18 protein-coding genes, 1 tRNA gene and 1 pseudogene are annotated in these 25,153 nt (G+C 71.3%); 14 read left to right on the top strand and 6 right to left on the bottom strand.

The genetic code is table 11. The features are described from left to right. The first annotated feature begins 216 nt into the window (after positions 1-216). Positions 217-1,038, top strand: a complete 822-nt coding sequence (locus AMK18_RS18180) for a hypothetical protein (RefSeq protein WP_073863563.1) — start codon at positions 217-219, stop codon at positions 1,036-1,038. A 55-nt stretch (positions 1,039-1,093) separates the two neighbouring features. Beyond that, entirely contained in the window at positions 1,094-1,717 is a 624-nt protein-coding gene (locus AMK18_RS18175; protein ID WP_073863562.1) for a DUF4291 domain-containing protein, read from the top strand. Here the strand turns inward: AMK18_RS18175 and AMK18_RS18170 are convergent. Further along, the gene (locus AMK18_RS18170; RefSeq protein WP_073863561.1) at positions 1,714-2,244 is read right to left on the bottom strand and encodes an AAA family ATPase; all 531 of its coding nucleotides are present in this window, start codon (positions 2,242-2,244) and stop codon (positions 1,714-1,716) included. The two genes, AMK18_RS18175 and AMK18_RS18170, sit on opposite strands and share 4 nt — an antisense overlap. A gap of 175 nt (positions 2,245-2,419) precedes the next feature. On the opposite strand from AMK18_RS18170, the gene AMK18_RS18165 reads away from it, so the two are divergent. From AMK18_RS18165 to AMK18_RS18155, 3 genes are all read left to right on the top strand, one after another. Next, entirely contained in the window at positions 2,420-5,083 is a 2,664-nt protein-coding gene (locus AMK18_RS18165; RefSeq protein ID WP_073863560.1) for an alpha/beta fold hydrolase, read from the top strand. Then, complete coding sequence (locus AMK18_RS18160) at positions 5,080-5,958, top strand: ABC transporter permease (protein WP_073863559.1); 879 nt, start codon at positions 5,080-5,082, stop codon at positions 5,956-5,958. The genes AMK18_RS18165 and AMK18_RS18160 overlap by 4 nt, the downstream gene beginning before the upstream one ends. Before the next feature lie 132 nt (positions 5,959-6,090). Further along, the gene (locus tag AMK18_RS18155; protein WP_073863558.1) at positions 6,091-7,656 is read left to right on the top strand and encodes a vWA domain-containing protein; all 1,566 of its coding nucleotides are present in this window, start codon (positions 6,091-6,093) and stop codon (positions 7,654-7,656) included. A 144-nt stretch (positions 7,657-7,800) separates the two neighbouring features. Here AMK18_RS18155 and AMK18_RS18150 read toward each other — a convergent pair. Further along, positions 7,801-7,873, bottom strand: a tRNA-Arg gene (locus AMK18_RS18150). A gap of 318 nt (positions 7,874-8,191) precedes the next feature. On the opposite strand from AMK18_RS18150, the gene AMK18_RS18145 reads away from it, so the two are divergent. The 6 genes and pseudogenes from AMK18_RS18145 to AMK18_RS18120 all read left to right on the top strand — a co-directional run bounded on the left by AMK18_RS18145 (position 8,192) and on the right by AMK18_RS18120 (position 15,265). Beyond that, complete coding sequence (locus AMK18_RS18145; RefSeq protein WP_073863557.1) at positions 8,192-9,844, top strand: dynamin family protein; 1,653 nt, start codon at positions 8,192-8,194, stop codon at positions 9,842-9,844. After that, entirely contained in the window at positions 9,841-11,799 is a 1,959-nt protein-coding gene (locus tag AMK18_RS18140) for a YfjP family GTPase (protein ID WP_073863556.1), read from the top strand. Before AMK18_RS18145 ends, AMK18_RS18140 begins: the two co-directional genes overlap by 4 nt. Before the next feature lie 100 nt (positions 11,800-11,899). Next, positions 11,900-12,520, top strand: coding sequence for a single-stranded DNA-binding protein (locus AMK18_RS18135; protein ID WP_073863555.1), 621 nt, complete (start codon positions 11,900-11,902; stop codon positions 12,518-12,520). 211 nt (positions 12,521-12,731) lie between these two features. Then, positions 12,732-14,189, top strand: coding sequence for an LAETG motif-containing sortase-dependent surface protein (locus tag AMK18_RS18130; protein WP_198957029.1), 1,458 nt, complete (start codon positions 12,732-12,734; stop codon positions 14,187-14,189). Positions 14,190-14,317: 128 nt separating this feature from the next. Further along, a pseudogene (locus AMK18_RS18125) lies at positions 14,318-14,870 on the top strand (UTRA domain-containing protein); the annotation flags it as partial. Continuing rightward, positions 14,867-15,265, top strand: a complete 399-nt coding sequence (locus AMK18_RS18120; protein WP_376451345.1) for a GNAT family N-acetyltransferase — start codon at positions 14,867-14,869, stop codon at positions 15,263-15,265. The pseudogene AMK18_RS18125 and the gene AMK18_RS18120, both read left to right, overlap by 4 nt. Positions 15,266-15,548: 283 nt before the next feature. Here AMK18_RS18120 and AMK18_RS34635 read toward each other — a convergent pair whose 3' ends face one another. Next, on the bottom strand, positions 15,549-17,228 hold the full coding sequence (locus AMK18_RS34635; protein ID WP_143202272.1) for a P-loop ATPase, Sll1717 family: 1,680 nt from the start codon (positions 17,226-17,228) through the stop codon (positions 15,549-15,551). Positions 17,229-17,518: 290 nt separating this feature from the next. On the opposite strand from AMK18_RS34635, the gene ettA reads away from it, so the two are divergent. The 3 genes from ettA to AMK18_RS18105 are packed head-to-tail and all read left to right on the top strand — an operon-like array spanning position 17,519 to position 20,291. After that, entirely contained in the window at positions 17,519-19,183 is a 1,665-nt protein-coding gene (gene ettA, locus AMK18_RS18115; protein WP_073863553.1) for an energy-dependent translational throttle protein EttA, read from the top strand. A 5-nt stretch (positions 19,184-19,188) separates the two neighbouring features. Next, entirely contained in the window at positions 19,189-19,611 is a 423-nt protein-coding gene (locus AMK18_RS18110) for an acyl-CoA thioesterase (protein ID WP_026171908.1), read from the top strand. Then, positions 19,608-20,291, top strand: coding sequence for a hypothetical protein (locus tag AMK18_RS18105; RefSeq protein ID WP_073863552.1), 684 nt, complete (start codon positions 19,608-19,610; stop codon positions 20,289-20,291). The genes AMK18_RS18110 and AMK18_RS18105 overlap by 4 nt, the downstream gene beginning before the upstream one ends. Positions 20,292-20,303: 12 nt before the next feature. Here AMK18_RS18105 and AMK18_RS18100 read toward each other — a convergent pair whose 3' ends face one another. Genes AMK18_RS18100 through AMK18_RS18090 form a run of 3 tightly spaced genes read right to left on the bottom strand, consistent with a single transcriptional unit; the run spans position 20,304 to position 25,153 of the window. Then, positions 20,304-21,353, bottom strand: a complete 1,050-nt coding sequence (locus AMK18_RS18100; protein WP_073863551.1) for a DUF2804 domain-containing protein — start codon at positions 21,351-21,353, stop codon at positions 20,304-20,306. A 42-nt stretch (positions 21,354-21,395) separates the two neighbouring features. After that, positions 21,396-22,358: an ABC transporter ATP-binding protein gene (locus AMK18_RS18095; RefSeq protein ID WP_018106018.1), complete on the bottom strand. Its 963-nt coding sequence runs from the start codon at positions 22,356-22,358 to the stop codon at positions 21,396-21,398. Continuing rightward, on the bottom strand, positions 22,355-25,153 hold the full coding sequence (locus AMK18_RS18090) for a hypothetical protein (protein ID WP_073863550.1): 2,799 nt from the start codon (positions 25,151-25,153) through the stop codon (positions 22,355-22,357). Before AMK18_RS18090 ends, AMK18_RS18095 begins: the two co-directional genes overlap by 4 nt.

Raw genomic sequence — 25,153 nt, 5'->3', positions numbered from 1 at the left:
CCCGCTCTCGACACGTTCAAGACTGCCGATCCGGGCCCCCTCCCCGGCAGAGCCGCGTGTACTGACCTCCGCATGACGAATGTCATGGCCTTCACCATGCGCTTGTACGGCTCCGAGCGCGTGACCCGATCGTTGTCGTACGGCGTACAACCGCGCACGGCTCCGGGCGGTCCCACAGACGGTCCGGTTTTCAAGGGGAGGGGCGGGTTCGCACCTATGGCGAAGAAGTTGTGGAACGCGGTGGTGGCCGGGGGAGCGGCGGCCGTGTTCACCGCGATGGCGGCGGTACCGGCGGGGGCGGCGGAGGGGGGCGCGTCCTTCTCCCGGGTGTCGTTCAACGGTGGCAAGCCGATCGTGATCGGGGTGCAGGAGGTGGTCGAGGTGCACGGGACCTTCCGGATGACGACCACGCGCAAGTTCGACTACGGGCCGACCGTGTATCCGTACCGGGGGAGCCTCGAAGGCGGGGACACCCTGTGGACCTTCATCACCACCAGCGACTGCCGCCCCGTGGCGAAGGGGGTCTGCGACTTCGAGGAGTGGCTGGAGATCGACCCGCGGCATGTCGACTTCGGCAACGAGGACGCGGGCACCTGGAAGACCGCCGCCGCGATCTCGTACGTCGGTGACGACTACGACAAGGACGACATGAACATCCCGATCCAGGTCCAGCGCGCCACCCGGGTCACCGTCAACGCCGCGCCCGAGCCGGCCGTGTACGGCAAGACGATCACGATCACCGGCAAGGTCACCCGGGCGAACTGGGACACGCACACCTACCAGGGGTACGCGGGCCGCACGGTCAGTCTGCAGTTCAAGGCGGACGGCGCGTCCTCGTACAAGACGGTCAAGAAGGTGACGTCCAGCTCGACGGGGGCGCTCAGGACCACCCTGAAGGCCACCGAATCCGGCACCTGGCGGTGGAACTACTACGGGAACTCCACGGCCGGAGCGAAGGCGTCGGCCGGTGACCACGTGGCCGTGTCGTCCGGCGTCCGCGTGATGCACGGACCGCGTGTGATGCACGCCGCCCGCTAGCGTCCGGCCGGAAACTCGTTCGCCGTCCCCCCGCCGCCGGTGCTGGGATGGCTGCATGACCGCATCCGCCTCCGCAGCCATCCCGCCCCAGCACCAGATCCGCGCGCTCCACACCGCCGGAACCGTGACCGTCTATCAGGCGTACACCCCGTCGCTCGGGCTGCCCGCCGCCCGTGACGGGCGTTTCCCGGCCGCTTGGAAGCGCGACCGCATGACGTGGATCAAGCCGAGCTTCCTGTGGATGATGTACCGCTGCGGCTGGGGGACGAAGGAGGGCCAGGAGACGGTCCTCGCCGTCGAGATCACCCGCGAGGGCTTCGACTGGGCCCTCACCCACGCCGAACTCTCCCACTACGAACGGGACGTGCACCCCGACCACGCCACCTGGCAGCGCGAGCTGCGCCGGGCCCCCGCCCGCGTCCAGTGGGACCCCGAGCGCGACCTGCACCTGAACCGGCTCCCGTACCGCTCGCTCCAGCTCGGCCTGGCCGGGGAGGCGTCACGGCGTTACGCGGACGAGTGGACGGTCTCGATCCGCGACGTCACCCCGCTCGCCCGCGAGATCCACGCGCTGGCCCGGGCAGGCGAGACGGAGGCCGCGATCGCGCTGCTCCCGGACGAGACGCCGTACCCGCTGCCGCAGGGCACCCCGCTCCCCACGGCCCGTGAAGCCGTCTAGACCCACCCCGTCAGCTCCACGATCTCCCGCGCGATGTCCGGTACCGTCCGCCCGTCGGTAGCCAACCGCGTGGTGTCCGCCGGGGCCCGGGCGTCGAGCATCCGGGCCTTGCGGTGGCTGCTGAGGAGCTCGTGCTCCAGCTCGGAGCCGATCTCGCGGCCGGTGAGCCGCTGTTCGGCCGTCGCGTCGGACGCGGTCAGCAGCACCCGTACGCACCGCACCCCGCCCCCCATCGCGCGCTCGAACATCGGAGCGGTCTCGGGCAGCACGCACGCCGTGTTGGTGTAGACGAGGCGGTGCACGTCCAGGGCCGCGTAGTTGGCCCAGACCGCCGCCAGATTGCGTTCGGTGATCAGGGAGCGGCGCGGGTCGTCGTCCGGCGCGGGGTGCACGGCGCACATGAAGTCCCCGTCGATCACCGCGTGCACGGCCCCCGCCTCGCGCAGCCGCGCCGACACCTCCCAGGCCACCGTGGTCTTCCCGACGCCCGCGCGGCCGCCGATGAGCAGTACTTCCGGCAGTTCCATGGCGGCAGCGTTCCAGAGCGCGGGGGCGTCGCGCGACGCAATTGCCGGGCCGGACCGCCCGCCCGGGCATACCGCGTCCGGAGTACGAGGCCCGCTTCCGTACGCCTTGAGGATGCCCGGGAGTTCCGCCCGGCGGCAGGTGGGACGGGGTGGCGGGCCGCATAGGGTCGGACGCATGGACTCCCCTGTTGCGCGTACGTCCCGGTGGCGGCGCCTGCTGCCCCGCACCCGAGGCCGGTGGGCGGCGGCCGGTGCCGCGCTCCTCGTGCTCGCCGGTGCGGGCACCTGGACGGCGGTGGCCGACGACAGCGGCCCGGCCGTGCACCGCCAGGACCGGATGATGCGCGTCGACGGGGTCTCCCTCGACACCTCGTACTTCACGGCCGGGGGCGACGGGCGCCGGCCCGCCGTGCTCATCGGCCACGGATTCGGCGGCAGCAAGGCGGAGACCCGGGCGCAGGCCGAACAGCTCGCCCGCGACGGATACGCCGTCCTCACCTGGTCCGCCCGCGGCTTCGGCAGGTCCGGCGGCAGGATCGGGCTGAACGCGCCGGACCGCGAGGTCAAGGACGTGTCCCGGCTGATCGACTGGCTCGCCCGCCGCCCCGAGGTCCGGCTCGACGCCGAGGGCGACCCGCGCGTCGGCATCACCGGGGCGTCCTACGGCGGCGCGGTCTCGCTGCTCGCCGCCGGGTACGACCACCGCGTCGACGCCGTCGCCCCGCAGATCACCTACTGGAACCTCGCCGACGCGCTCTTCCCGGACGGGGTGTTCAAGAAACTCTGGACCGGGATCTTCGTCAACTCCGGCGGCGGCTGCGCCAACTTCGAGAAGGAGCTGTGCGACCTGTACGAACGGGTCGCCGTCAGCGGCAAGCCGGACGCCGCCGCCCGCGACCTGCTCACGAAGCGCTCCCCGAGCGCCGTGGCCGACCGCATCAAGGCCCCCGCGCTCATCGTGCAGGGCCAGACCGACTCCCTGTTCCCCCTCGGCCAGGCCGACGCCATGGCGAAGGCCATCGCCGCCAACGGCGCCCCCGTCTCCGTCGACTGGGCGGCCGGCGGGCACGACGGGGGCGACATGGAGACCGGCCGGGTGCAGAAGAGGATCGGCTCCTGGTTCGACCGGTATCTGAAGGGGGACGAGGGCGCCGACACCGGACCCGCCTTCCGCGTCACCCGGACCGGCGGCATCGACTCCACGGACGGCGCCGCCCTGACCAGGGGCGCGAGCAGCGACACGTATCCGGGCCTGCACAGCGGCCCCCGGACCGTCGCACTGCACGGGCGCACCCAGAAGATCAGCAACCCCGCGGGGGCCAACCCGCCGTCGATCTCCGCCGTCCCCGGCGTCGGCGGCTCGCTCGCCCAGCTCTCCACCCTCGGCGTCGGCGGCCTCGCCCTCGACTTCCCCGGCCAGTACGCCCGCTTCGACTCCGCCCCGCTGCCCACCGCCCGCCGCATCACCGGCGCCCCCACGGTCCGGGTGACCGTGCGGGCCGACCACGGCGACGCGGTGCTGTTCGGCAAGGTGTACGACGTGTCGCCGGACGGGAAGCGGCAGGTGCTGCCCGCCCAGCTCGTCGCGCCGTACCGGATCACGCCCGCGCAGCAGGGCAAGCCGATCGAGCTGACCCTGCCCGCCGTCGACCACGAACTCGACGCGGGCCACCGCCTCCGCCTCGTCCTCGCCGCGACCGACCTCGGCTACGCGTCCCCGGCCGAGCCCGCCACGTACACCGTCTCCCTCGACGGGCCCCTCACGCTTCCCACCGCGCCCGGCCTGAAGACCGCCTCGGCCGCACTGCCCTGGTGGACCTGGGGGCTGCCGGCCGCCGCCCTGGTGATCGCCGCCGCCCTGCTGCTCACCGCCCGGCGCCGTACCGCGACGCCCGCACCCGACCCCGGGCTCACCGACGTACCGCTCCAGATCACCGGCCTGTCCAAGAAGTACGCCAAGTCCGCCGACCGGTACGCCGTCCGCGACCTCTCCTTCCGCGTCGAGAAGGGGCAGGTGCTCGGCCTGCTGGGCCCCAACGGCGCCGGGAAGACCACCACCCTGCGCATGCTCATGGGGCTCATCACCCCCGACGACGGCGAGATCCGGGTCTTCGGGCGGGCCATCCGCCCCGGCGCACCCGTGCTGTCCCGGGTCGGCTGCTTCGTGGAGGGCGCGGGCTTCCTGCCGCACCTGTCCGGGCGCGCCAACCTGGAGCTGTACTGGAAGGCCACCGGACGCCCCGACGAGGACGCGCGCATCGAGGAGGCCCTGGAGATCGCCGGGCTCGGTGACGCCCTGGCCCGCGCCGTGCGCACGTACTCGCAGGGCATGCGGCAGCGGCTCGCCATCGCCCAGGCCATGCTCGGCATGCCGGACCTGCTCATCCTGGACGAGCCGACCAACGGGCTCGACCCGCCGCAGATCCGGGAGATGCGGGACGTGATGATCCGGTACGCGGCCGGCGGCCGCACCGTGATCGTCTCCAGCCACCTCCTGTCCGAGGTGGAGCAGTCCTGCACGCATCTGGTCGTCATGGACCGGGGCAGGCTCGTCCAGGCGGGCCCCGTCGCCGAGATCACCGGCTCCGGCGACATGCTCCTGGTCACCGCGGCCGACCCGCTCACCGAACCCCTCGTGGAGAAGGTCGCCGCCCTCCCGGGCATCGGCTCCGCCGTCCGCACCGACGACGGGCACGGGCTCCTCGTCCGGCTCGACGGGGCGAGCTCGCCCGAGCTGATCGCCGAGCTGGTCCGCCTCGACGTGCCGCTGACGGGCGTCGGCCCGCACCGCCGCCTGGAGGACGCCTTCCTCACCCTGATCTCCGGAGGCTCCGCATGAGCACCGCAGCCGGCCTCGCCGAGGCCCCCGAGGCGCCGGGCTACCGCGCCCGCCACACCCTCCCGCTGCGCGTCGAGGCGGTCCGGCAGCTGCGCCGGCGCCGGACTCTGCTGATGGGCGGGGTGCTGGCCGCGCTGCCGTTCATCCTGATCATCGCGTTCGCGATCGGCGGCACCCCGGACGGCGGGCCCGGCGGCAACGGCCGGATCACGCTGATGGACACGGCGACCGCGTCCGCCGCGAACTTCGCCGCGACCTGCCTGTTCGTCTCGGCGGGCTTCCTGCTCGTCGTCCCGGTCGCGCTGTTCTGCGGCGACACCGTGGCCTCCGAGGCGAGCTGGTCCTCGCTGCGCTATCTGCTGGCCGCGCCCGTGCCCCGGGCCAGGCTGCTGTGGAGCAAGCTCGTCGTCGCGCTGGGCTTCAGCCTCGCCGCGATGGTGCTGCTGCCGCTCGTCGCGCTCGCGGCGGGGGCGGCGGCCTACGGCTGGGGGCCGCTCCAGCTGCCGACCGGGGGCGCGCTGTCGGCCGGGGACGCGGTGCCGCGCCTCGCGCTCGTGGTCGCGTTCGTCTTCGTGTCCCAACTGGTGACCGCGGGACTCGCGTTCTGGCTGTCGACGACGACCGACGCCCCGCTCGGCGCGGTGGGCGGCGCGGTCGGGCTGACCATCGTCGGCAATGTGCTCGACGCCGTGACCGCGCTCGGCTCCTGGCGGGACTTCCTGCCCGCCCACTGGCAGTTCGCCTGGGCGGACGCGCTCCAGCCCACCATCGAGTGGGGCGGCATGGCGAAGGGCGCGGCCGTATCAGTGACGTATGCCCTGATCCTGTTCGCTTTCGCGTTCCGTGGGTTCAGCCGTAAGGACATCGTGTCCTGACCTTGACATTCCGCCGGTTCCGCGCTCGCCGTTGCCGCATCGAGATCGTTCCGCAACCCTTTCGTCCGGTCCGGGCCGCCCGTCCGCACGTCACATTCACAAGTGCTGACGTGACGACACAGGGGGTACGGGATGGAACACCGCACACGGAAGTACCGGGGCGCGGTAGGGCTGTTGCTCGCGGCGGGCGTCCTGCTCACCGGCTGCTCGGGGACGGACAGCGGCGGCAAGGCGACGTCCGACCAGCGGCGCGTGGGGGCGCCCGCGCCCGCGTACACACGGGGTGACACGGACGAGCAGAAGAGCGACGACGGCGCCGACCGGCTGAAGGAGAGCGCCCCGCCCGACTACCTCTCCACCTTCGCGCTGGACGTCGACACCGCCTCGTACGGCTACGCCCGCCGCACCCTCGCCGACGGCCGGCTGCCCGGACCGGAGACCGTGCGGCCCGAGGAGTTCGTCAACAGCTTCCGCCAGGGCTACCACCGCCCCGAGGGCAATGGCTTCTCGGTCTCCGTCGACGGCGCCAGGGCCGCCGAGGAGGACGGCGACTGGTCGCTGGTCCGGGTCGGCCTGGCCACCAAGGCCGCCCCCAGCACCGCCGAACGGCCCCCGGCCTCCCTCACCTTCGTGGTGGACGTCTCGGGCTCGATGAACTCGCCCGACCGGCTGGGCCTGGTCAAGACCTCGCTGGGCATCCTCACGGACGAGCTGCGCGACGACGACTCGATCAGCCTGGTCACCTTCAGCGACGACGCGGAGACCGTCCTGCCGATGACCCGGCTGAAGGGCCACCGGAGCAAGATCCACGACGCGGTCGACTCGCTGGAACCCGGCGCCTCCACCAACGTCGGGGCGGGCATCGAGCGCGGTTACGAGGAGGCGGTGGAGGGCCGCCGCAAGGGCGGCAACAACCGTGTCGTCCTGCTCTCCGACGCGCTGGCCAACACCGGCGACACCCAGGCGGACGACATCCTCGAACGGATCGACTCGGCCCGCCGCGAGTACGGCATCACCCTCTTCGGCGTGGGCGTCGGCAGCGACTACGGCGACGACTTCATGGAGCAGCTGACCAACAAGGGCGACGGCCACACCACGTACATCGCCGACGAGGAACAGGCCCGCAAGGTGTTCGTGGACCAGCTCCCCGCCCACCTCGAACTGACCGCCCGGGACGCCAAGGCGCAGGTCGCCTTCGACCGGAAGACCGTCGAGAAGTTCAAGCTGATCGGCTACGAGGACCGCAAGGTCGCCGACGAGGACTTCCGCGACGACAGCGTGGACGGCGGCGAGGTCGGCCCCGGCCACACCGTCACCGCCCTGTACGCCGTGCGGCTGCGCGACGGCGCCTCCGGCCATGTCGCCACCGCGACCGTGCGCTGGCTCGACCCGAAGACCCGCAAGCCGCACGAGGAGACCGGTTCCGTGACGACCGGGGCGATCACCGGCAAGCTCTGGGGCGGCCGGAGCACCCGCCTCCAGGTGACGGCGGTGGCCGCCTACTTCGCGGAGAACCTGCGCGGCACCGGCCTGCCCGGCGCCCCGGGCCTCGGCGAACTCGCCGAGCGGGCCGAGAAGCTGGCCACGACGACCGAGGACGCCTCGGTGACGAAGCTGGCCGACGCGATCACCCGCGCGGAGCGGCTGAAGGACGGCCGGGACACCGTGGACGACAAGGGAGAGGGCGAGATTGACTGATGGGAGCGGCCGGGGGAGCGGCACGCTCCCCCGGGGCCCCGAGATGTTTACGCCGTCACTACACGGACCGCGCTAGCGTGCTGTGCTCCGCGAGAAGTGGGACCTCCCTCGGGGGGAGGTCCGACGCGGGCGGCTGGGCAGATGCGCCCCCGGCAGGACTCGAACCTGCGGCCAAGTGCTTAGAAGGCACCTGCTCTATCCACTGAGCTACGGGGGCCGGGTGGTGGCTGCGGTGGTCAGGAGCCCAGGGACCCGGGCGGTCCGTGACCTTGCCGGATCAAGGATAGGGCTCCGATTGGCTCGACCTCGTTGCTTCACCTGCGTGGCACGATGTGGAGGTTCGGTGAAGCGAGACGATAATCGCAGGTAGGCCCGGATCACGCACCGCTTTTGGCGCTTCACGCCACGGGTGTTGTGCACTCGTTATGCCTGCGCCCCACTCATCCCCTCTGTCCGGACGGAGGAACCGGCGCGCAGAGGTGGCTATACGCTTCAAAAAGGCTCCAAAATTGGGCATTCTTCGCATGTGGTGACCTTGGACGTACGGCCTCAGCTCATCGACGCACTCTCCGCCCTGCGCGACCGTGTCGCCGCCGTGCGTCTCCCACTCCCGCTCCCAGGCGCCGCCCGCGCCCGGCAGACCAGGACCGAGCTGCTCGCCCAGCTGGACGACTACCTGCTGCCCCGGCTCAAGGATCCCGAGGCGCCCCTGCTCGCCGTCATCGGCGGATCGACCGGCGCCGGCAAGTCGACGCTCGTCAATTCGCTGGTGGGGCGCCGGGTCAGCGAGGCCGGGGTGCTGCGGCCCACCACCCGCACGCCCGTCCTGGTCTGCCACCCGGACGACCAGCACTGGTTCACGGGCGTACGGGTGCTGCCGCAGCTCACCCGGGTCTGGCTGCCGCCGGAGGAGTACGCCGAGCCCGGCCAGTGCGACGACCTCGACGGACCCGACGGCCACGCGGCCGAGGAGGGCACCGCGCTGCGCGTCGAGACCGCGCCCGGACTGCCGCGCGGGCTCGCCCTCCTGGACGCCCCCGACATCGACTCCCTCGTCGTCCGCAACCGGGTCCTGGCCGCCGAACTCATCTGCGCCGCCGACATCTGGGTCATGGTCACGACGGCCTCCCGGTACGCCGACGCCGTGCCCTGGCACCTGCTGCGTACCGCCAAGGAGTACAACGCCTCGCTCGTCACGGTCCTCGACCGCGTCCCGCACCAGGTGATCGCCGAGGTCTCCCGCCAGTACGGGGCCCTGCTCACCAAGGCCGGGCTCGGCGAGGTGCCTCGGTTCACCATCCCCGAGCTGCCCGAATCGGCGGGCGGCGGCAGGGGCCTCCTGCCCACCACCGCCGTCGCCCCGCTCCGCGCCTGGCTCGCGCACCGCGCCCAGGACCCGGCCGCCCGTCAGCAGGCCGTCGGCCGGACCGCCGCCGGGGTCATCGACTCCCTGAACGTCCGGATGCCCGCGCTCGCCGGAGCCGTCGCCGCGCAGTACGCCGCCGCCGTACGGCTCACGGGTGTGGTCGAGGAGGCGTACGGGAAGGAGGGCGCCCGGCTCCGGCGCAGGCTGAAGAACGGCGGCGCCCTCGCCGGCGACGCCCGCACCAGATGGCGCGGCTACCCGACGTACAGCAGCTCCGACGAAGTGCTCGACGCGCTGGTCGAGAGCCTGGCCGCGCTCCTGGAGTGCGGCGTCGCCGCCGCCGACGAGCAGATCCGCGCCGTCTGGCGCAAGGAACCCGCCGCCGCGGCCTTCGCCTTCGAGGCGGCGGGCCGCGAGGAGGGCGGCTGGGGACCGGCCGAGGACATCCGGGGCCGGATCGACATGGCTGTACGCAGATGGCGCCGGATCCTGGAAGAACTCGCCGAGGAGGAGCTGCGCCTGATGGAGCGCAACACCGCCCCGGACCCCGAGACCGTCGCCGCCCTGCTGGCCGCCGCCCTGCTCGGCGGTCGCCGCGCCCGCACCGCCGGTGAACAGCTCGCCGAACGCATGGGGGCGCAGGGTGCGCTGAGGCTGCGCGACAAGGGCGGCGCACTGCTCACCAACTGCCTCGACCACGTGCTGAACGGCGAACGCGACCGGCGGCTCGCCCCCCTGGACGCCCTCGACGTGGCCCCCGAGCCACAGGCCGAACTCATTGCCGCGCTGTCCCTACTGCAGAAGGAGAGGTGGCAGCGATGACTGCCGTCACTGACGAGAATCCGGGGCAGGGCGGAACCGGGGAACAGCTGTCCGACACCTCCGGCTCCGACACCTCCCGCTCCGACACCTCCCGCTCCGACACCTCCCGCTCCGACACCTCCCGTTCCGGCACCGGTTGGGACGACGGGCTGATCGCCCGGCGCGCGCAGGCCGGCCGGAAGGAGGCCGAACAGACCCCGGACGAGGCCCCCGAGGAAGAGGAGGACGACGGGCGGCCGCAGGTCGAGGCGTACGTGGACTCCGGCAGCCCGCTCCGGCCGCGCCTGGACGCCCTGCGCGAACTCGTCGGCCTCTCCAGGGCCCGCCTGGACCGGGCCGCGCTCGCCGAGGCGGGCCGGGTGCTGGACGAGGCGGCGGCCCGGCAGCGGCTCTCCTCCCGGCACACCGTCGTCGCCATCGCCGGGGCGAGCGGCAGCGGAAAGTCCGCCCTCTTCAACGCGCTTGCGGGTGCCCCGCTCTCCGAGACCGGCCTGCGCCGCCCCACCACCTCCTCCCCGCTCGCCTGCTCCTGGACCGACGGGGCCGCCGGACTGCTGGACCGCCTCGCCGTGCCCGGCAGGCTCCGACGGAGGCCGGCGCCGGGCGCGGCGGCCGACGAGGCGCTTCAGGGCCTGGTCCTGGTCGACCTGCCCGACCACGACTCGGCGGCGAAGGGCCACCGCGACCAGGTGGACCGGGTGCTCGCGCTGGTCGACGCGGTGATCTGGGTGGTGGACCCGGAGAAGTACGCGGACGCCGCCCTGCACGAGCGCTACCTGCGCCCCCTCGCCGGCCACGCCGAGGTCACCTTCGTCGTGCTCAACCAGATCGACCGGCTCCCGGGCGAGGCCGCCGACCAGGTCCTGGACGACCTGCGCCGGCTGCTGGACGAGGACGGCATGGCGCTCGGCGAGCACGGCGAGCCCGGAGCGACCGTCCTGCCGCTGTCCGCCCTCACCGGCGAGGGCGTCGGTGAACTGCGCGAACTGCTGGGCCGGTTCGTCCAGGACCGCACGGCCGCCACCCGCCGCCTGTCCGCCGATGTGGACGCGGCGGCGGCCAGGCTCCGCCCGGTGTACGTCGCCGAGGGGCGGCCGGGTCTGGGGGAGCGGGCCCGGGAGGAGTTCACGGACCGGCTGGCGGAAGCCGTGGGCGCCGCGGCGGCGGGCCAGGCGGCCGAGCGCGAGTGGCGCCGCAACGCCGGACGGGCCTGCGGCACGCCGTGGCTCCGGCTGTGGCGCTGGTACGAGGCCACGCGGCAGCCCGGCAGCCGGGACCGGGTCCCGCTCGCCGCCCCGCCCGAGGAACGGCTCACCGCACGCCAGCGCGTCGAGCAGGCCGTGCGCACGGTCGCGGACGACGCCGCGGCCGGACTGCCCGGACCCTGGGCGCAGGCGGTGCGGGAGGCCGCGGTGCACGGGGCGAAGGGGTTGCCGGACGCGCTGGACGAACTGGCGGGGCGCGTGGCGGGCGGCGAGGCGGCCGCGCGGGGCGCGGGCGGTGCGGTGTGCGCGACGGCTTCGGAGCCCGCGGGCGGCACGTCGCGCAGGGGCGCGGGTGAGGGCCGGGGCGGGCGCGCCGCCGGGAAGCCGCCGCGGCCCGCGTGGTGGCCCGCGGCGGTGCTGGCGCAGGTCGCGATGACGCTGTTGCAGATCTTCGGCGGCCTGTGGCTGGCCGGCCAGATCATCGGGGTGCTGGAGCCGGGGCTGCTGACGCCCGCCCTGGTGATGCTCGGGGGCATCGTGGGCGGCCCGCTCGTCGAGTGGTCGTGCGCGGCGGCGGCCCGGGGCCCCGCCCGGCGGTACGGGCAGGAGGCCGAACGACGGTTGCGCGAGGCGGCGGCGGCCTGCGGGCGGGCCCGGGTGCTCGACCCGGTCGCGGCGGAGCTGATGCGCTACCGCGAAGTGCGGGAACGCTATGTGGCGGTGACGGAGTTTTCCACAACGGGCCGTTAGTCCACAGCCCCCGGCAGGATTTCCGCCTCCCCTCCAGCATGGGACCGGTGACCGCGCGTACGGCGCGGCCACGGGATCCGGGCGAAGGGGAGGCGGAGTCATGAACGAGACCCTGGTGACGCTGGTGGGCAACGCGGCGACGGCGGTGGAGTTCCGGGAGACGGCGAGCGGGGGCATGGCCCGCTTCAGGTTCGCGGTGACGCCCCGGCGCTGGGACCGGGCCAAGGAGGTCTGGGCCGACGGGCACACGAGCTTCTACACCGTGTGGGCGTGGCGCACGCTGGCCGCGAATCTGACGGGCTCGGTCGCGGTGGGGGAGCCGCTGGTGGTGCACGGCAGGCTGAAGGTGCGCGAGGAGGAGTTGGAGGGGCAGCGCCGGACCTTCGTGGACATCGAGGCGGTGGCGGTGGGCCACGATCTGACCCGGGGCACCGCGGCCTTTCGCCGGGTGGTCAGGGGCGAGCCGGGGCTGACTTCGAGGTACGGGCCGGCGCCGGTCGCGGCGGGGGCCGATCCGTGGGCGGTGCGGGAGGCGCCGGTGCGGGAGGTCGAGGAGCCGGGACGGCCGGTCGAGGAGCCGGTGGGCGGGGGCGAACCGGTGGGCGGCGCGGAGCCGTCGGAGGAGGCGCCGGTGCGGGAGCGGCCGGTGCGGCGGCGGACGGTGCGTCAGAAGGAGGGGGCTGCGCCCCGGAAGCCCGACTCCGATCTGGTGACCGCGTGACGACCAAGCGTGCCGGGGCCGGTGGTCGCAACGGGGCGCGAGGTGCCCGGGATAACGATTGCGATTCGGAATGGTTGTCGGATGGTATGACGGGGGACTGTTCATGGCTTGCTCCATAGGATCTCCCCGTACTCACAAGGCACTTGAGTAGCAGGCGGGACAATCCCCACACGCGTACCGGGCGCGAGGGTCTCGCCCGGAGGGGAAATAAGTGTTTTCTGCTTCTTCAGCGACCGCTTCGTCTTCCAAGGCGACGGCCCCGACCGCACGGCGCGGGCGCATAGCCCGGCTGACCGCTTCCGCGATGGCGTCCGGCCTCGTGGTGGCCGGAGCCCTCGTCGGCGCCGGCACCGCGACGGCCGACGAGGTGCCCGCGCACCAGGGCGGGGCCACCGCCGTACTGGACGGCCTCAAGACCTATGACACCGCGCTCCTCCACGACGGGGGCAAGACGCGCAAGGTGTCCGCGGGTCTGTTCGAGATGAACGTGGACGGCGGCGGCACGCTCAAGACGTACTGCATCGACATCCACAACCCGACCCAGGACCGGGCGAAGTACCTGGAGACCCCCTGGGACCAGACCTCGCTCGGCGGCAACAACGACGCCGGCAAGATCCTCTGGATCCTCCAGCACTCGTACCCGCAGGTGAACGACCTCGCGAAGCTCGCGGAGGCCGCCAAGACCGGGCCGCTCACCGAGAAGACCGCGGCGGCCGGCACCCAGGTCGCGATCTGGCGGTTCTCCGACCACGCCGACGTGTCCGCCCAGGACGAGCAGGCGGAGAAGCTCGCGGACTGGCTGGAGAGCTCCGCCACCGTCACCGCCGAGCCCAAGGCGTCCCTGGCGCTCGACCCGGTCGCGGTCTCCGGCCGCTCCGGTGAGCGCCTCGGCCCGGTCACCGTCCACACCAACGCCGGCCAGGCCACGGTGACCCCGCCGGCGGACCTCGCCAGCGGCGTGAAGGTCACCGACAAGGCGGGCAAGCCCGTCACCACGGCGTCCGACGGCGACCAGCTCTACTTCGACGTGCCCGCCGGCTCCGACGAGGGCAACGCCTCGCTGACCGTCCAGGCCGCCACCTCCGTCCCGGTCGGCCGCGCCTTCGCCGGGGTCACCAAGAGCCAGACCCAGATCCTGGCCGGCTCCAGCGAGTCGACGGTCTCCGCGACCGCCACCGCCACCTGGGCCAAGCAGGGCCCGATCCCGACGGCCACCGCCGAGAAGAACTGCGCCAAGGGCGGCGTCGACATCACCGTCGGCAACAAGGGCGACGAGGCGTTCACCTTCGAGCTCGGCGGCAAGGAGAACACCGTCGAGGCCGGCAAGACCGTGACCGTCACCGTGCCCGTCGCCGAGGACCAGGCGTACGACGTCACGGTCACCGGCCCGAACGGCTTCTCGAAGACCTTCAAGGGCGTCCTGGACTGCAAGACCACGGGTAGCACCACCGGCGGCAGCAGCACCGGTGGCACCGACACCCAGACCGGTGGCGACAAGCCCACCACGGCCACGGCCGGCGGCAGCACGGGCGGCGACGACACCAACCTCGCCGAGACCGGCAGCTCCAGCGCCACCCCGATGATCGCGGGCATCGCCATCGCCCTGGTCGTCGTCGGCGGCGGCGCGGTCGTGCTCCTTCGCCGCAAGGGCCGCACCGCCAGTGAGTGACCAGCGGTAGCACACCGCCACACGCACTGACCAAGGCCCCGGCAGGCACCAGCCCGCCGGGGCCTTGGCGTATCCCCGCCACACCACCCCACCCGGCCCACACGTACCGAGACCCGGGACCCGGCGTTGAGGTGTTCCGGTTGAGCGCCTCCAGGTCCGAGAACCTGAGATTCCCGCAGAACGACGACGCCTACAGCACCGACGTCATCAACGCCGGCCGCCGCCCCAGCCAAGAACTCCGGGTGGAGCTTCAGTCAGCGCTTCAGTGCGCAGCGGAACGGTTGCTCGTAGACGTGGGCGCTACGACCGTGCTGAGGCACTGTCACAGTTCATGGACGACGTTCCGTGGTCGACGCAGGCCACGCATTATCCGGAGTGGCTTCTGGAATTGGGGCCGCGATTGGGCGAGCCGGGCGACATTGCGGAGGGGACGACTCGGTATCTCGCTGATCTGGGCATCACGCAGATCGGGTACTTCGATGAGATCGCGACCCGGATGCCGACCCCGGAAGAGGCCCGCCTGTTGGTGATCGGGGCAGGGGTTCCAGTCCTGCTGTGGACCCGCATCGGCTACTCCGACGAGCGACCCATCCGGTGCACCGACACCACGTTCCGGGGCGGCTTGAACCGGATGACGAGATCGGCGACCTGTCCGCCCGAAGTGAGAACGAGCCACAGTGAAGATCACGCTTGCTCAGCCAAGCGACCTCCCCAAGCAGCTCGCCTTCCGAAAGGAGGCGGCGGCTTGGCTGAGGACTCTCGGAACCGACAAGTGGAGCCGCCCTTACCCGGCGGATCGGCTGTCGGCCACTATCGAGGAAAGCACGGTCTACATGCTCCGTGATGGTGAGGTGACGGCGGGGACGATCACGCTGACCACCGACCCAGAGGACGGTCTCTGGACGGCCGAGGAACTGGCGGAGCCGTCCGTGTTCATAAACAAGCTAACCGTTGCTCGGGCCTACGCGGGCCATGACATTGGGGGGAGGCTGCTCGACTGGGCGGCAGATCGGGCGCATAGTGCGGGCGCGGCCTGGCTTCGACTGGGTGCCTGGACTACGAACCAAGGGCTTTAAAAGTACTACCTGCGACGCGGGTTTCAGCACGTGAGGACAGTCACGGAGGGCGGCGCTGTGAATGGCGGCCCGCGCGTATCGGGATGGCTAGCGCAGCGGGAGACCCGACCGACACGCACGGATTCACTGACGAAACATGTCCCCCTGCTCGATCGCGTAGATTGGTTGGATTTATCGCGACCGTTCACTGCCGTTCGCTCAATGCCTATTTGTATCTCGATTTCAGGATTGGTGGGCCCACCTAGCGGTGGACCCGCTGATCCTGGCGCCCTGTAAATTCGGGTCAGCTAGTAGGTCCCAAGGCGGCCCCGAAACGTGAACCATCCATACGTATGTCCAGGGCGGCCTGGAAAGTCGGGTGAATCGTGTACCCCGTTGTCGCTTCCAAGTTGCTGGCCCTCTCAGCGTACTCGGGGAACGTGCGTACGTAGCGGACGGGTGCCTGGCTGCCGGTAAGGCAGCCTATGAAACCGATATTGTATAGAAGCTTTACAAGGGGTCCGTACCAATCGGCCCAAGTGCCAGCTGGGTTATTCCACATGGCTGACGTCATCCAATCCAGCCACTCGGCGCCCCGGAAGTAAGGATCCGCGAGCAGTAGTGCTGCATCGTCTATGCGTCTAGTGAACTCGTCTTTTGGCATCGGCACGGTGCTACCGCTGAATATCCCAAAGACTTTATCGATGTCCGGGTATGACATCTTCCATTCGTCCCGCAGTGCGAGCAATCTCTTGTATGAGTAGGAATCTTCAGCTGTCTTTATGTCTTCCCATGAGACCCTATCGCTTCCTGTTGCTGTGAAAGTTTCGTTGACGAAAGCGATGATGTCTCGGGGGCGCATCAGTGTTCGTTGGAGCATGTAATCAAAGGCATCCCCGCGCGTAGCGTTGGTACGAGGAAGTGTATCCGCAATCGAGTTCACCGGAGTGCCGCGCTTGGTAGTGGCCACGCGCAGTCGGTCGTTCACTAGTTCGCGCAACTCACCAGGGCTCCAGCGCATGTGCAAGGCGAGCGACCGAAATTTCTCCTCTTGTCCGCCGCTCCTGTGCCCGAAGTCTAGGTTCTCAAAGATGTTGGTCCGCAAGGCCACAATCACCTTCAGATTTCTTACGCGCTGCAGATCGAGTACCGCCCTGAAAAGACACCGGACCAGAGAGTTTGCTAGTTTTTCGTCAACCCAGTCACGATCGAGGTCGTCAATTACGACGAAAGTAAAGTTCTGGCGACTGTCGAGAATATCTTCATCTAGAACTTTCAGCATTTTGTTCAAGCGGGCCATCTGTGTTTCATTCACTATGCGCTGAAAGCGCTCGGAGAGTTCTCTCCGAGTCTCTGTGGAGAAGGTGTCAGCGGAGGCTCCTCCGATTGTTGCTGACGCGTTGACTGCTGGGTTCCCGGAAAAACCTAGAGTCCCCTTTGCCTCCGTGTTTATTTTCTCCTCAAATTTCTCGGTAATTTCTCGAACACGCTCATCTGCTTCGACCCAGAATCTATCCTGGAATTCTTCCAAGTAGTCGAGTGCTGCGCGCTTTCCAGGGTCGCGCTTTATTTTTTCTCGAAGCGTGGCCAGGAAATTGGTCTTGGCGGTTGGGGAGTCGACCTTGTACCGGTGGCGGATCAGCTCGACAAGAAGTACATGTTTCCAGAGTGCAATAAAGAGAGGGTCGAGACTTACTTCTAGATCACCCAGGAAGCGCATCACGCTAAGGTTGGTGATGTAGTTGAGGGAAAGGTCCTCCGGGGCGATCCTGACTACATGTGCAGTGTTTTCTTCTTCGAGCCTCTGTAGAACTGCTGACTTGCCGCTCCCGGTTCGAGCGATCAGGAAGCATCGCGGGTCTTCTCGGTTTGAAATGGTGTTGTAGTCGTCCGATTCGTAAAACGCCTCCATGAGGAGCGGGTCAGCCTCGGCCTGTTCGCCACCGATGTTGAGGTTGCTGCGTCGAGTCGCGCCACTAGCCATGTGGATCCCCTCCGTATGTGACCTAAGTCGCATTGTATGAGAACTGGGGCTGTTTCGTGGTGTGTTGGGCGGCCAGTTGCTAGTTGGCTCCAGGCCCCGTCGGGCCGTCTGTGGGCCGTCAATGGGTGACCAACGATGACCAACGAAGGCCATCAACGACCACGACCGGCCCGTCAGCCCCAGGAGATGGGCCAGGTCACGAGCCTCTGAGCTACCCGTTTCCGTCCAGGGGTGGCCGTCAGGCAAGATGGGGTGTATCTGCCCACTCATCGATTGCCGGACGGTTTCTCTTGGCTGAGTACATCTACACGATGCGCAAGACACGCAAGGCGCACGGCGACAAGGTCATCCTTGACGACGTGACGCTGAGCTTCCTGCCCGGCGCGAAGATCGGTGTGGTGGGTCCCAACGGTGCCGGTAAGTCCACGGTGCTGAAGATCATGGCGGGCCTGGAGCAGCCGTCCAACGGTGACGCGTTCCTGTCGCCCGGGTTCAGCGTCGGCATCCTCATGCAGGAGCCCCACCTCGACGAGGCGAAGACGGTTCTGGAGAACGTCCAGGACGGCGCCGCCGAGATCATGGGCAAGCTCAAGCGCTTCAACGAGGTCGCCGAGCTGATGGCGACCGACTACTCCGACGCGCTCATGGACGAGATGGGCAAGCTCCAGGAGGACCTGGACCACGCCAACGCGTGGGACCTGGACGCCCAGCTGGAGCAGGCCATGGACGCCCTGGGCTGCCCGCCCGGCGACTGGCCCGTCGTCAACCTCTCCGGTGGCGAGAAGCGCCGCGTCGCGCTCTGCAAGCTCCTCATCGAGGCGCCCGACCTGCTGCTCCTCGACGAGCCCACCAACCACCTCGACGCCGAGTCGGTGAACTGGCTGGAGCAGCACCTCTCGAAGTACGCGGGCGCCGTCGTGGCCGTGACCCACGACCGCTACTTCCTCAACAACGTCGCCGAGTGGATCCTCGAACTCGACCGCGGCCGGGCCATCCCCTACGAGGGCAACTACTCCACGTACCTGGAGAAGAAGGCCACCCGCCTCAAGGTCGAGGGCCGCAAGGACGAGAAGCGCCAGAAGCGGCTCAAGGAAGAGCTGGAGTGGGTGCGGTCCAACGCCAAGGGGCGCCAGACCAAGTCCAAGGCCCGTCTCGCCCGGTACGAGGAGATGGCCGCCGAGGCGGACAAGATGCGGAAGCTGGACTTCGAGGAGATCCAGATCCCGCCGGGGCCGCGCCTCGGTTCCATCGTGGTCGAGGTCGAGAACCTGTCGAAGGCGTTCGGCGACAAGGTCCTCGTCGAAGACCTGTCGTTCACGCTGCCGCGCAACGGCATCGTCGGCATCATCGGTCCGAACGGCGCCGGCAAGACCACGCTGTTCAAGATGATCCAGGGCCTGGAGACGCCGGACAGCGGCTCCATCAAGGTCGGCGACACGGTCAAGATCAGCTACGTCGACCAGTCCCGCGCCAACATCGACCCGAAGAAGACCCTCTGGGCCGTCGTCTCGGACGAGCTGGACTACATCAACGTCGGCCAGGTCGAGATGCCCTCGCGGGCGTACGTCTCCGCGTTCGGCTTCAAGGGCCCGGACCAGCAGAAGCCGGCCGGGGTCCTCTCCGGTGGTGAGCGCAACCGCCTCAACCTGGCGCTGACGCTCAAGGAGGGCGGCAACTTGCTGCTCCTCGACGAGCCCACCAACGACCTCGACGTCGAGACCCTGTCCTCGCTGGAGAACGCGCTGCTGGAGTTCCCGGGCGCGGCCGTGGTCATCTCCCACGACCGCTGGTTCCTGGACCGCGTCGCCACGCACATCCTGGCGTACGAGGGCGACTCCAAGTGGTACTGGTTCGAGGGCAACTTCGAGTCGTACGAGAAGAACAAGATCGACCGCCTCGGCCCGGACGCGGCCCGTCCGCACCGCGCCACGTACAAGAAGCTCACGCGAGGCTGATCGTCTTGGCTCGTCACATCTACAGCTGCCCGCTGCGCTGGTCGGACATGGACGCCTTCGGCCACGTCAACAACGTGGTCTTCCTCCGCTATCTGGAGGAGGCGCGGATCGACTTCATGTTCCGGCTGGCGCCGGGGGACGGCTCGCCGTCCTTCGCGGGCGGCTCCGTCGTGGCGCGGCACGAGATCGACTACGTGCGGCCCCTGGTCCACCGGCACCGTCCGGTGACCGTCGAGTCCTGGGTCACGAAGATAGGCGCCGCGTCCCTGACGATCGCCTACGAGATCAAGGACCCGGACCAGGTCTACGTACGCGCCTCGACCGTCGTCGTGCCGTACGACCTGGCCGCCGAGCGCCCCCGGCGCATCTCCCCGGAGGAGAAGCGGTTCCTCCAGGAGTACCTGGCCGAGGAGCCCGCCGCGGTATGACCGTGTCCGTACAGTCGCTGCGGTTCGCCGACGCGAGGGAGGCCGCCGATCTCGGCGCCTTCCTCGGTCGGCTGCTCCACTACGACCGTGCCGCCGCCGTACGCCTCCAGGCGGGCGGCGGCGCGCTCGCCGTGTTCGGCAGGCCCCCGTCCTTCGACGTGCTGGCGATCCGTGCGGCCCGGCTCGCCGACCCGCACGACCTCGATGTCACGGTGTCGGCCGGCGACTTGTTGGAGACGCTGCCGAACGAAGGGCTGGAAGCCGCTCTGCCCGCCCCGGTCACCGGACCGCCCTGGGCCGGTGTCCTCCCGCCGCGCGGCGGCTGGCGGGAGCGGTCCGGGCTGCCCGGACCGGTCGCCCTGCGCGCCGCGCTCACCGCCGCCGTCACCGAATTCCGGGTCCGCGACGAGGCCCTGCCCGAGGACCGGCGCACCCGCGAGGAGCGGGACCGCATCGGCCACGACATCTGGTCGCGCACCCTCGCGAGCACCGAGCTCCCGCTGCGCGCGGTCCACGCCGCGCAGTCCCTCGGCTTCCTGCGCGCCGACCCCGCCTTCCCGGTCGCCCTCCTGGCGGCCGGCAGCTGGCTCCGCCTGCGCACCCCGTACGGCTCCGTCGCCCTGCGCCGGGCCGGTGCGGCGGGCGGCCTGGGGAACCTCGCAGTCTCCGTGACCGGCTGAGCGCGTAACGGCTCACCACCGCATCCGCACGTCCTCCGCCCACCCCAGCAGCCGCTCCACCGCGATCCGCGTCCCGTCGTCCGCGCGCACCGTGCCGTCGTAGTGGCCGAACAGCTGGTCGGTGCGATTGGCCAGCACCCCCGCCTCGGTGCGGACGCGGCGGTTGTGGAACGGGGTGAACGTCAGGTCGACCTGCCCGGTCAGCGGGGTGCGGACCGTCCACGGACGCAGCGGTTCCGCGGTGGACCAGCGCCAGTCCAGCTCCTCGCCGATCTTGCTCAGCCGGCCGTCCACGCAGAGCGCGTTCTCCGTGGAGCCGGTGCCCAGCGTCCACTGCCCGCCGAGCTGGACGCCCAGGGTGTGCCCGTCGGTGCGGCCGGACGCAGCGCCCCAGTTCCAGCGCACCGTACGCGGCCAGCGGCCCCGGCCGTGGTCCAGGACGGCCCAGGTGTCGTCCCCGTCGAAGTCCAGGAACTCCCCGCCCACCCTGACCCGGCCGGACGCGGGCAGCGCGGTCTGCTTGGAGGTGTACTGGAAGCGGCGGCTGTCCCACGGCACGACCACGGAGAGCGATTCGTGGTCCGCCGGGCGGGCGACCAGGAGGTCCACCTCCACCGGCACCCGCTCCGGGGTCAGACAGCGGGCCCGCAGCCGGGTGCCGCCGGGCTCGTCGCGGATCTCCATGCGCACCTTGCCGCCCGTCGGGCGCGCCGGGCCCGTGACCACGGCCGGGGCGCCGGGGGAGCCGGCCACTGTGTCGGGGAGGCGGGCGCCGAGACCGGCGGGGAGGATCGCCGTACGTTCGAACTCGAGGCCGCCGGGCGCGTACTCCAGCAGGTAGACGCTGTTCAGGGCGAGGAAGTCCAGATCGCTGACGGTCAGCGCCACCAGATGGGTGGGCGTCGTCACGCACCAGTACTCCCAGCGCTTCGTCCGGCCCCAGCCGCGCAGGTTGGCGCGGTGCAGCGGGGTCCGCGACCAGCCGACCGCCGCCGGGTCGAGGCGGCCGTCGGGCAGGCACAGGTCGACCGGCGCGGTGATCTCGCGTTCGAACGTCGTCATGGCCGGATCCTAACGGCCGGTCACCCGGTGTTCCGGGGCCGGTCAGCCGCCCTTCGGGCCGTCCGGCCACACCCCGATGTGGTCCTGCTCCAGCTCCAGCATCACCCGGTGCTCCATGCCCAGCGCCTCGGTGTAGTCGGCGGGCAGTTGCAGCCGCCCGGCGCGGTCGAGCATCGCGTACTCGCGGGCGACCTGGGACTCCTGGCCGGTCGCCGCGTCCACCTCGGTGCGGCGCAGCACCTCGAAGGACGTGCGGCCGTCGCGGATCGCGACCGTACGCCGCACCTCACTGGCGACCGCCTGGTCGTGGGTGACGATCACGATCGTCGTCCCCAGCTCCTCGTTGGCGCGGCGGAACGCGGCGAAGACCTGCTCGCCGGTGGCCGAGTCGAGTTCGCCGGTCGGTTCGTCGGCGAGCAGCACCGAGGGGGAGTTGGCGAGCGAGACGGCGATGGCCACCCGCTGCTGCTGGCCGCCCGACATCTGCTGCGGGCGCCGGTCGCGGCAGTCCTCGACCTCCAGCATCTTCAGCAACGCCTCGGCGCGCGCGGCCCGTTCGCGGCTCCGGCCCCGGCCGCGCAGCTGCATGGGCAGCGTGACGTTCTGGATCGCGGTGAGATACGGCAGCAGGTTGCGGGCGGTCTGCTGCCAGACGAAGCCGACCACGTCCCGGCGGTAGCGGAGGCGTTCCTTCGGCCCCATGGACAGCAGGTCGCAGCCCGCCACCTTCGCCGCCCCGGCCGTCGGCTCGTCCAGGCCCGCCAGGATGTTCATCAGCGTCGACTTGCCGCTGCCGGACGCGCCGACCAGCGCCAGCAACTCGCCCTCCTCCACCAGCAGATCGAGGCCCTGGAGGGCCTGCACCTCCACCCCGTCCGTGGTGAAGATGCGCACCAGCCGGTCGCAGGCGATCAGCGCGTCATGGCCGTAGGAGGGCCGGTCGCGCCGGGCGGTGGCCCGCTGTTCGAGCTCCGCCAGCGTGGAATCGGTCGACGGCGTCGTCATCGGGAGTCTCCTGCCCTGAGTTCGGTGATCGATCCGCGGCGCCCGGCCCACCACGCCTGCACCCCGGCCACCGCCCCGGTCAGCACGATCACGCCGAGCGCCGGGAGGACCAGCGACCACGGATCGGTGCGCAGCGGTGCGGTGGCCAGCGGGCCGGGACCGGGGCCGGACGAGAGTGCCAGGCGTACGAGGTCGATCCCCGGGGCCAGCAGGGCGATGGTCGCCCACCCGACGAGGAGCCCGCCGCCCGCCGCGAGCAGCGCCTGCGGCAGGGCCTCGAAGCCCAGGAGCCGCCCGCCCTGCCGGGAGGTGAGGCCCATGGTGCGCAGCCGGGCCAGCAGCGTGGTGCGCTCCGGCGCGGTCTGGAGCAGCGAGAGCAGGACGGCGAGCAGGGCGTATCCGGCGCCTGCGATGATCGCCGCCAGATAGATCCGTTCCGCCCCGGACTGCATCGGGGTGTCGACGTAGGTGGCCCGCTCCTCCGAGCGCAGCTTTACGGCGATCTTCTCGCCCGAGTGCCCGGCCGCCGCGCGCAGTTCCTTCGCGTCCAGCCCGTCCCCGGTCAGCAGCAGCGCCGTGGTCTGCCGGTGGGTGAACGCGGCGGCGTCCACGACGATGAAGGAAGTGCCGTTCACGGCGGGCGTACGCGTGACCGTGGCGGCGGCCTTCACCTTGAAGTTCCCGGCCAGCGCGCGGAGGCCGAGCGGCCGGTCGCCGAGTCGTTCGGCGACGGACGGCGAGACCAGGGCAGGCACGACCCGGTCCTCGTCCGGCCGCGTCCCCTCGCGGACCGCCGCGCCCTTCGCCCGCAGCCCGTCGGCGGAGAACGGGCCGAGCCCGGTGGAGCGGGCCAGCGCGGCGTACGTGGCCGGGTCGACGCCGATCAGGGTCGTGCCCTTGGCGTTCTGCGTGCCGTTGTCCGGGGCCGGGAGGGCCACCCCGAACTCGACCTGGACCCGGGCCGATCCGCGTACCCCTTCGGCCTGCTCCACCGCGCGGACCAGGCCGGCCGACAGCGGTACGGAGTCCCGCTCGCCGGTGACCCGGGCGTCCGCGCCGGTGGCCAGGACGGCGGCGTCGTCGCGGGCGTTTGCGACCCCCGCGAGGACCGAACCGCCGAACGCGGCCGTGGTCAGCGCGACCAGCAGCGCGAGCAGCGGCAGGGTGCCGGAGGCCGAGGTGCGGCCGGCCCGGGCCAGCGACAGGAAGCCGATCGCGCCGCGCAGCCGGGACACCGAGCGCAGCGCCAGGCGCAGCGGCAGCGGGTAGAGCCGGACGAGCACCACCGCCGCGATCAGCGCGACCAGCACGGGCGCGGCGCTGACCAGCAGGTCGGTGCCGCCCTCCGCGTCCGTGCCGCGTCGGCGCAGCGCGAAGACCGCGCCCACGGCGAGGACGAGGAGGGTGAGTTCGGCGACGGTGCGCCGCCGGGACGGGCGGGCCGTCGCCAGGTCGTCGCGGCCGATGTGGGTCTGCGGGGTGCGGTGGCGCAGGGCGGTGCGGAGCGGGAGCGCGGCGCAGACCAGCGCGACGACCGCTCCGGCGCCGACCGCCGCGGGCCACAGCCGGGCCTCGCCCACGGCGAGCACGGCGAGCAGCAGGCCCAGCGCACCGGCGGGCACCGCGGTGACCGCGGTCTCGGCGAGGAGCCGGCCGCCGATGCCCCGCAGGGAGCCGCCCCGGGCCCGCAGCAGGGCGAGTTCGGCGTGTCTGCGGCCGGCCAGCAGCCCGCCCGTCATCAGCAGGACGACGGCGGCGACCGCGCCGATGCCGACGGCGGCGACGGTGACGACCGGCTGGATCGCTGTCCGCATCCCGTCGTACCCGGTCAGGATCTCGTCCAGGTCCGTCGCCATGCTCACCGTGGCACCGGCCGCGTCGCGCAGGGCCAGCAGCCCCGGGCCGCCCTCCAGCGACGCCACCGAGGTCCGCAGCTGCGGGACGTCCAGCGCGGTGAGGTGCGAGACGTCCGGCGCGATCCGCCAGTACAGCTCGGGCTGGCCGGGGGTGGAGAGCAGGGCGGGCGCGGCGTCCGGCGGCAGCAGCAGCGCGGCGATCCAGTAGTAGCGGGGCGTGTCCTTGGTGGGCTTGGCCACCAGCGAGGGCGTCCGTAGCAGCGGCTCGGCCGACCAGTAGGAACCCTCCGGGTTCTTCGGGGCGACGATGCCGGTGATCCGTACGGTCAGGGTGTCGTCGCCCCGGGTGGGGACGGCGATCGTCGCACCGGCCTTGATCCGCAGCGCCTTCGCGGTCTCCTCGGTGACGGCGGCCTCGACCTCCCCGGTGGTCATCGACACCGTGCCGTGCGTGGCCGGCCAGCTGCCGGTGCGCAGGGTGGCGTGCGAGGACAGCCCGGACTGGGTGACGTACGTCAGGGTCGGGTCCAGGCCGAACGGGCGCGGGAACCACGGCTCCTGGGCCGCGATCGGCGTCGAGGTGCGCACCCCGTAGGCCGACTCGGCGGTGTCGGCGCGCAGCGGAGCGGGCAGCCGCTTCAGGACCTGCGCGTCGACGGAGGCCATGGTGTCCTCGCGTACCGCGACCTCGCGCGCCGCCGGGCGCAGTTCGAGGCCGGGCTGGGGGCCCTTCAGTTCCAGCACGCTGTGCGCCGGGGTCGCCGTGCCGAGGTCGTGGCGCAGCCCCTTCGTCTCGTACGCGTCGACGGAGCGCGGGAAGGCGGCGGCGAGGAACGCGGTCACCAGCACCAGCAGCGCGAACGCGCAGGCGGCGCCGGGTGCCGTGCGCAGCCGGGTGCGCACCCAGGGGGCGCAGGCGGTGGCGGGGCGGGCACGCAT

It is taken from the genome of Streptomyces sp. CB01249 (assembly GCF_001905735.1).
GTDB lineage: Bacteria > Actinomycetota > Actinomycetes > Streptomycetales > Streptomycetaceae > Streptomyces.
Note: the sequence above shows the minus strand (reverse complement) of the source record. Positions and strands in the feature narration are given on the sequence as shown.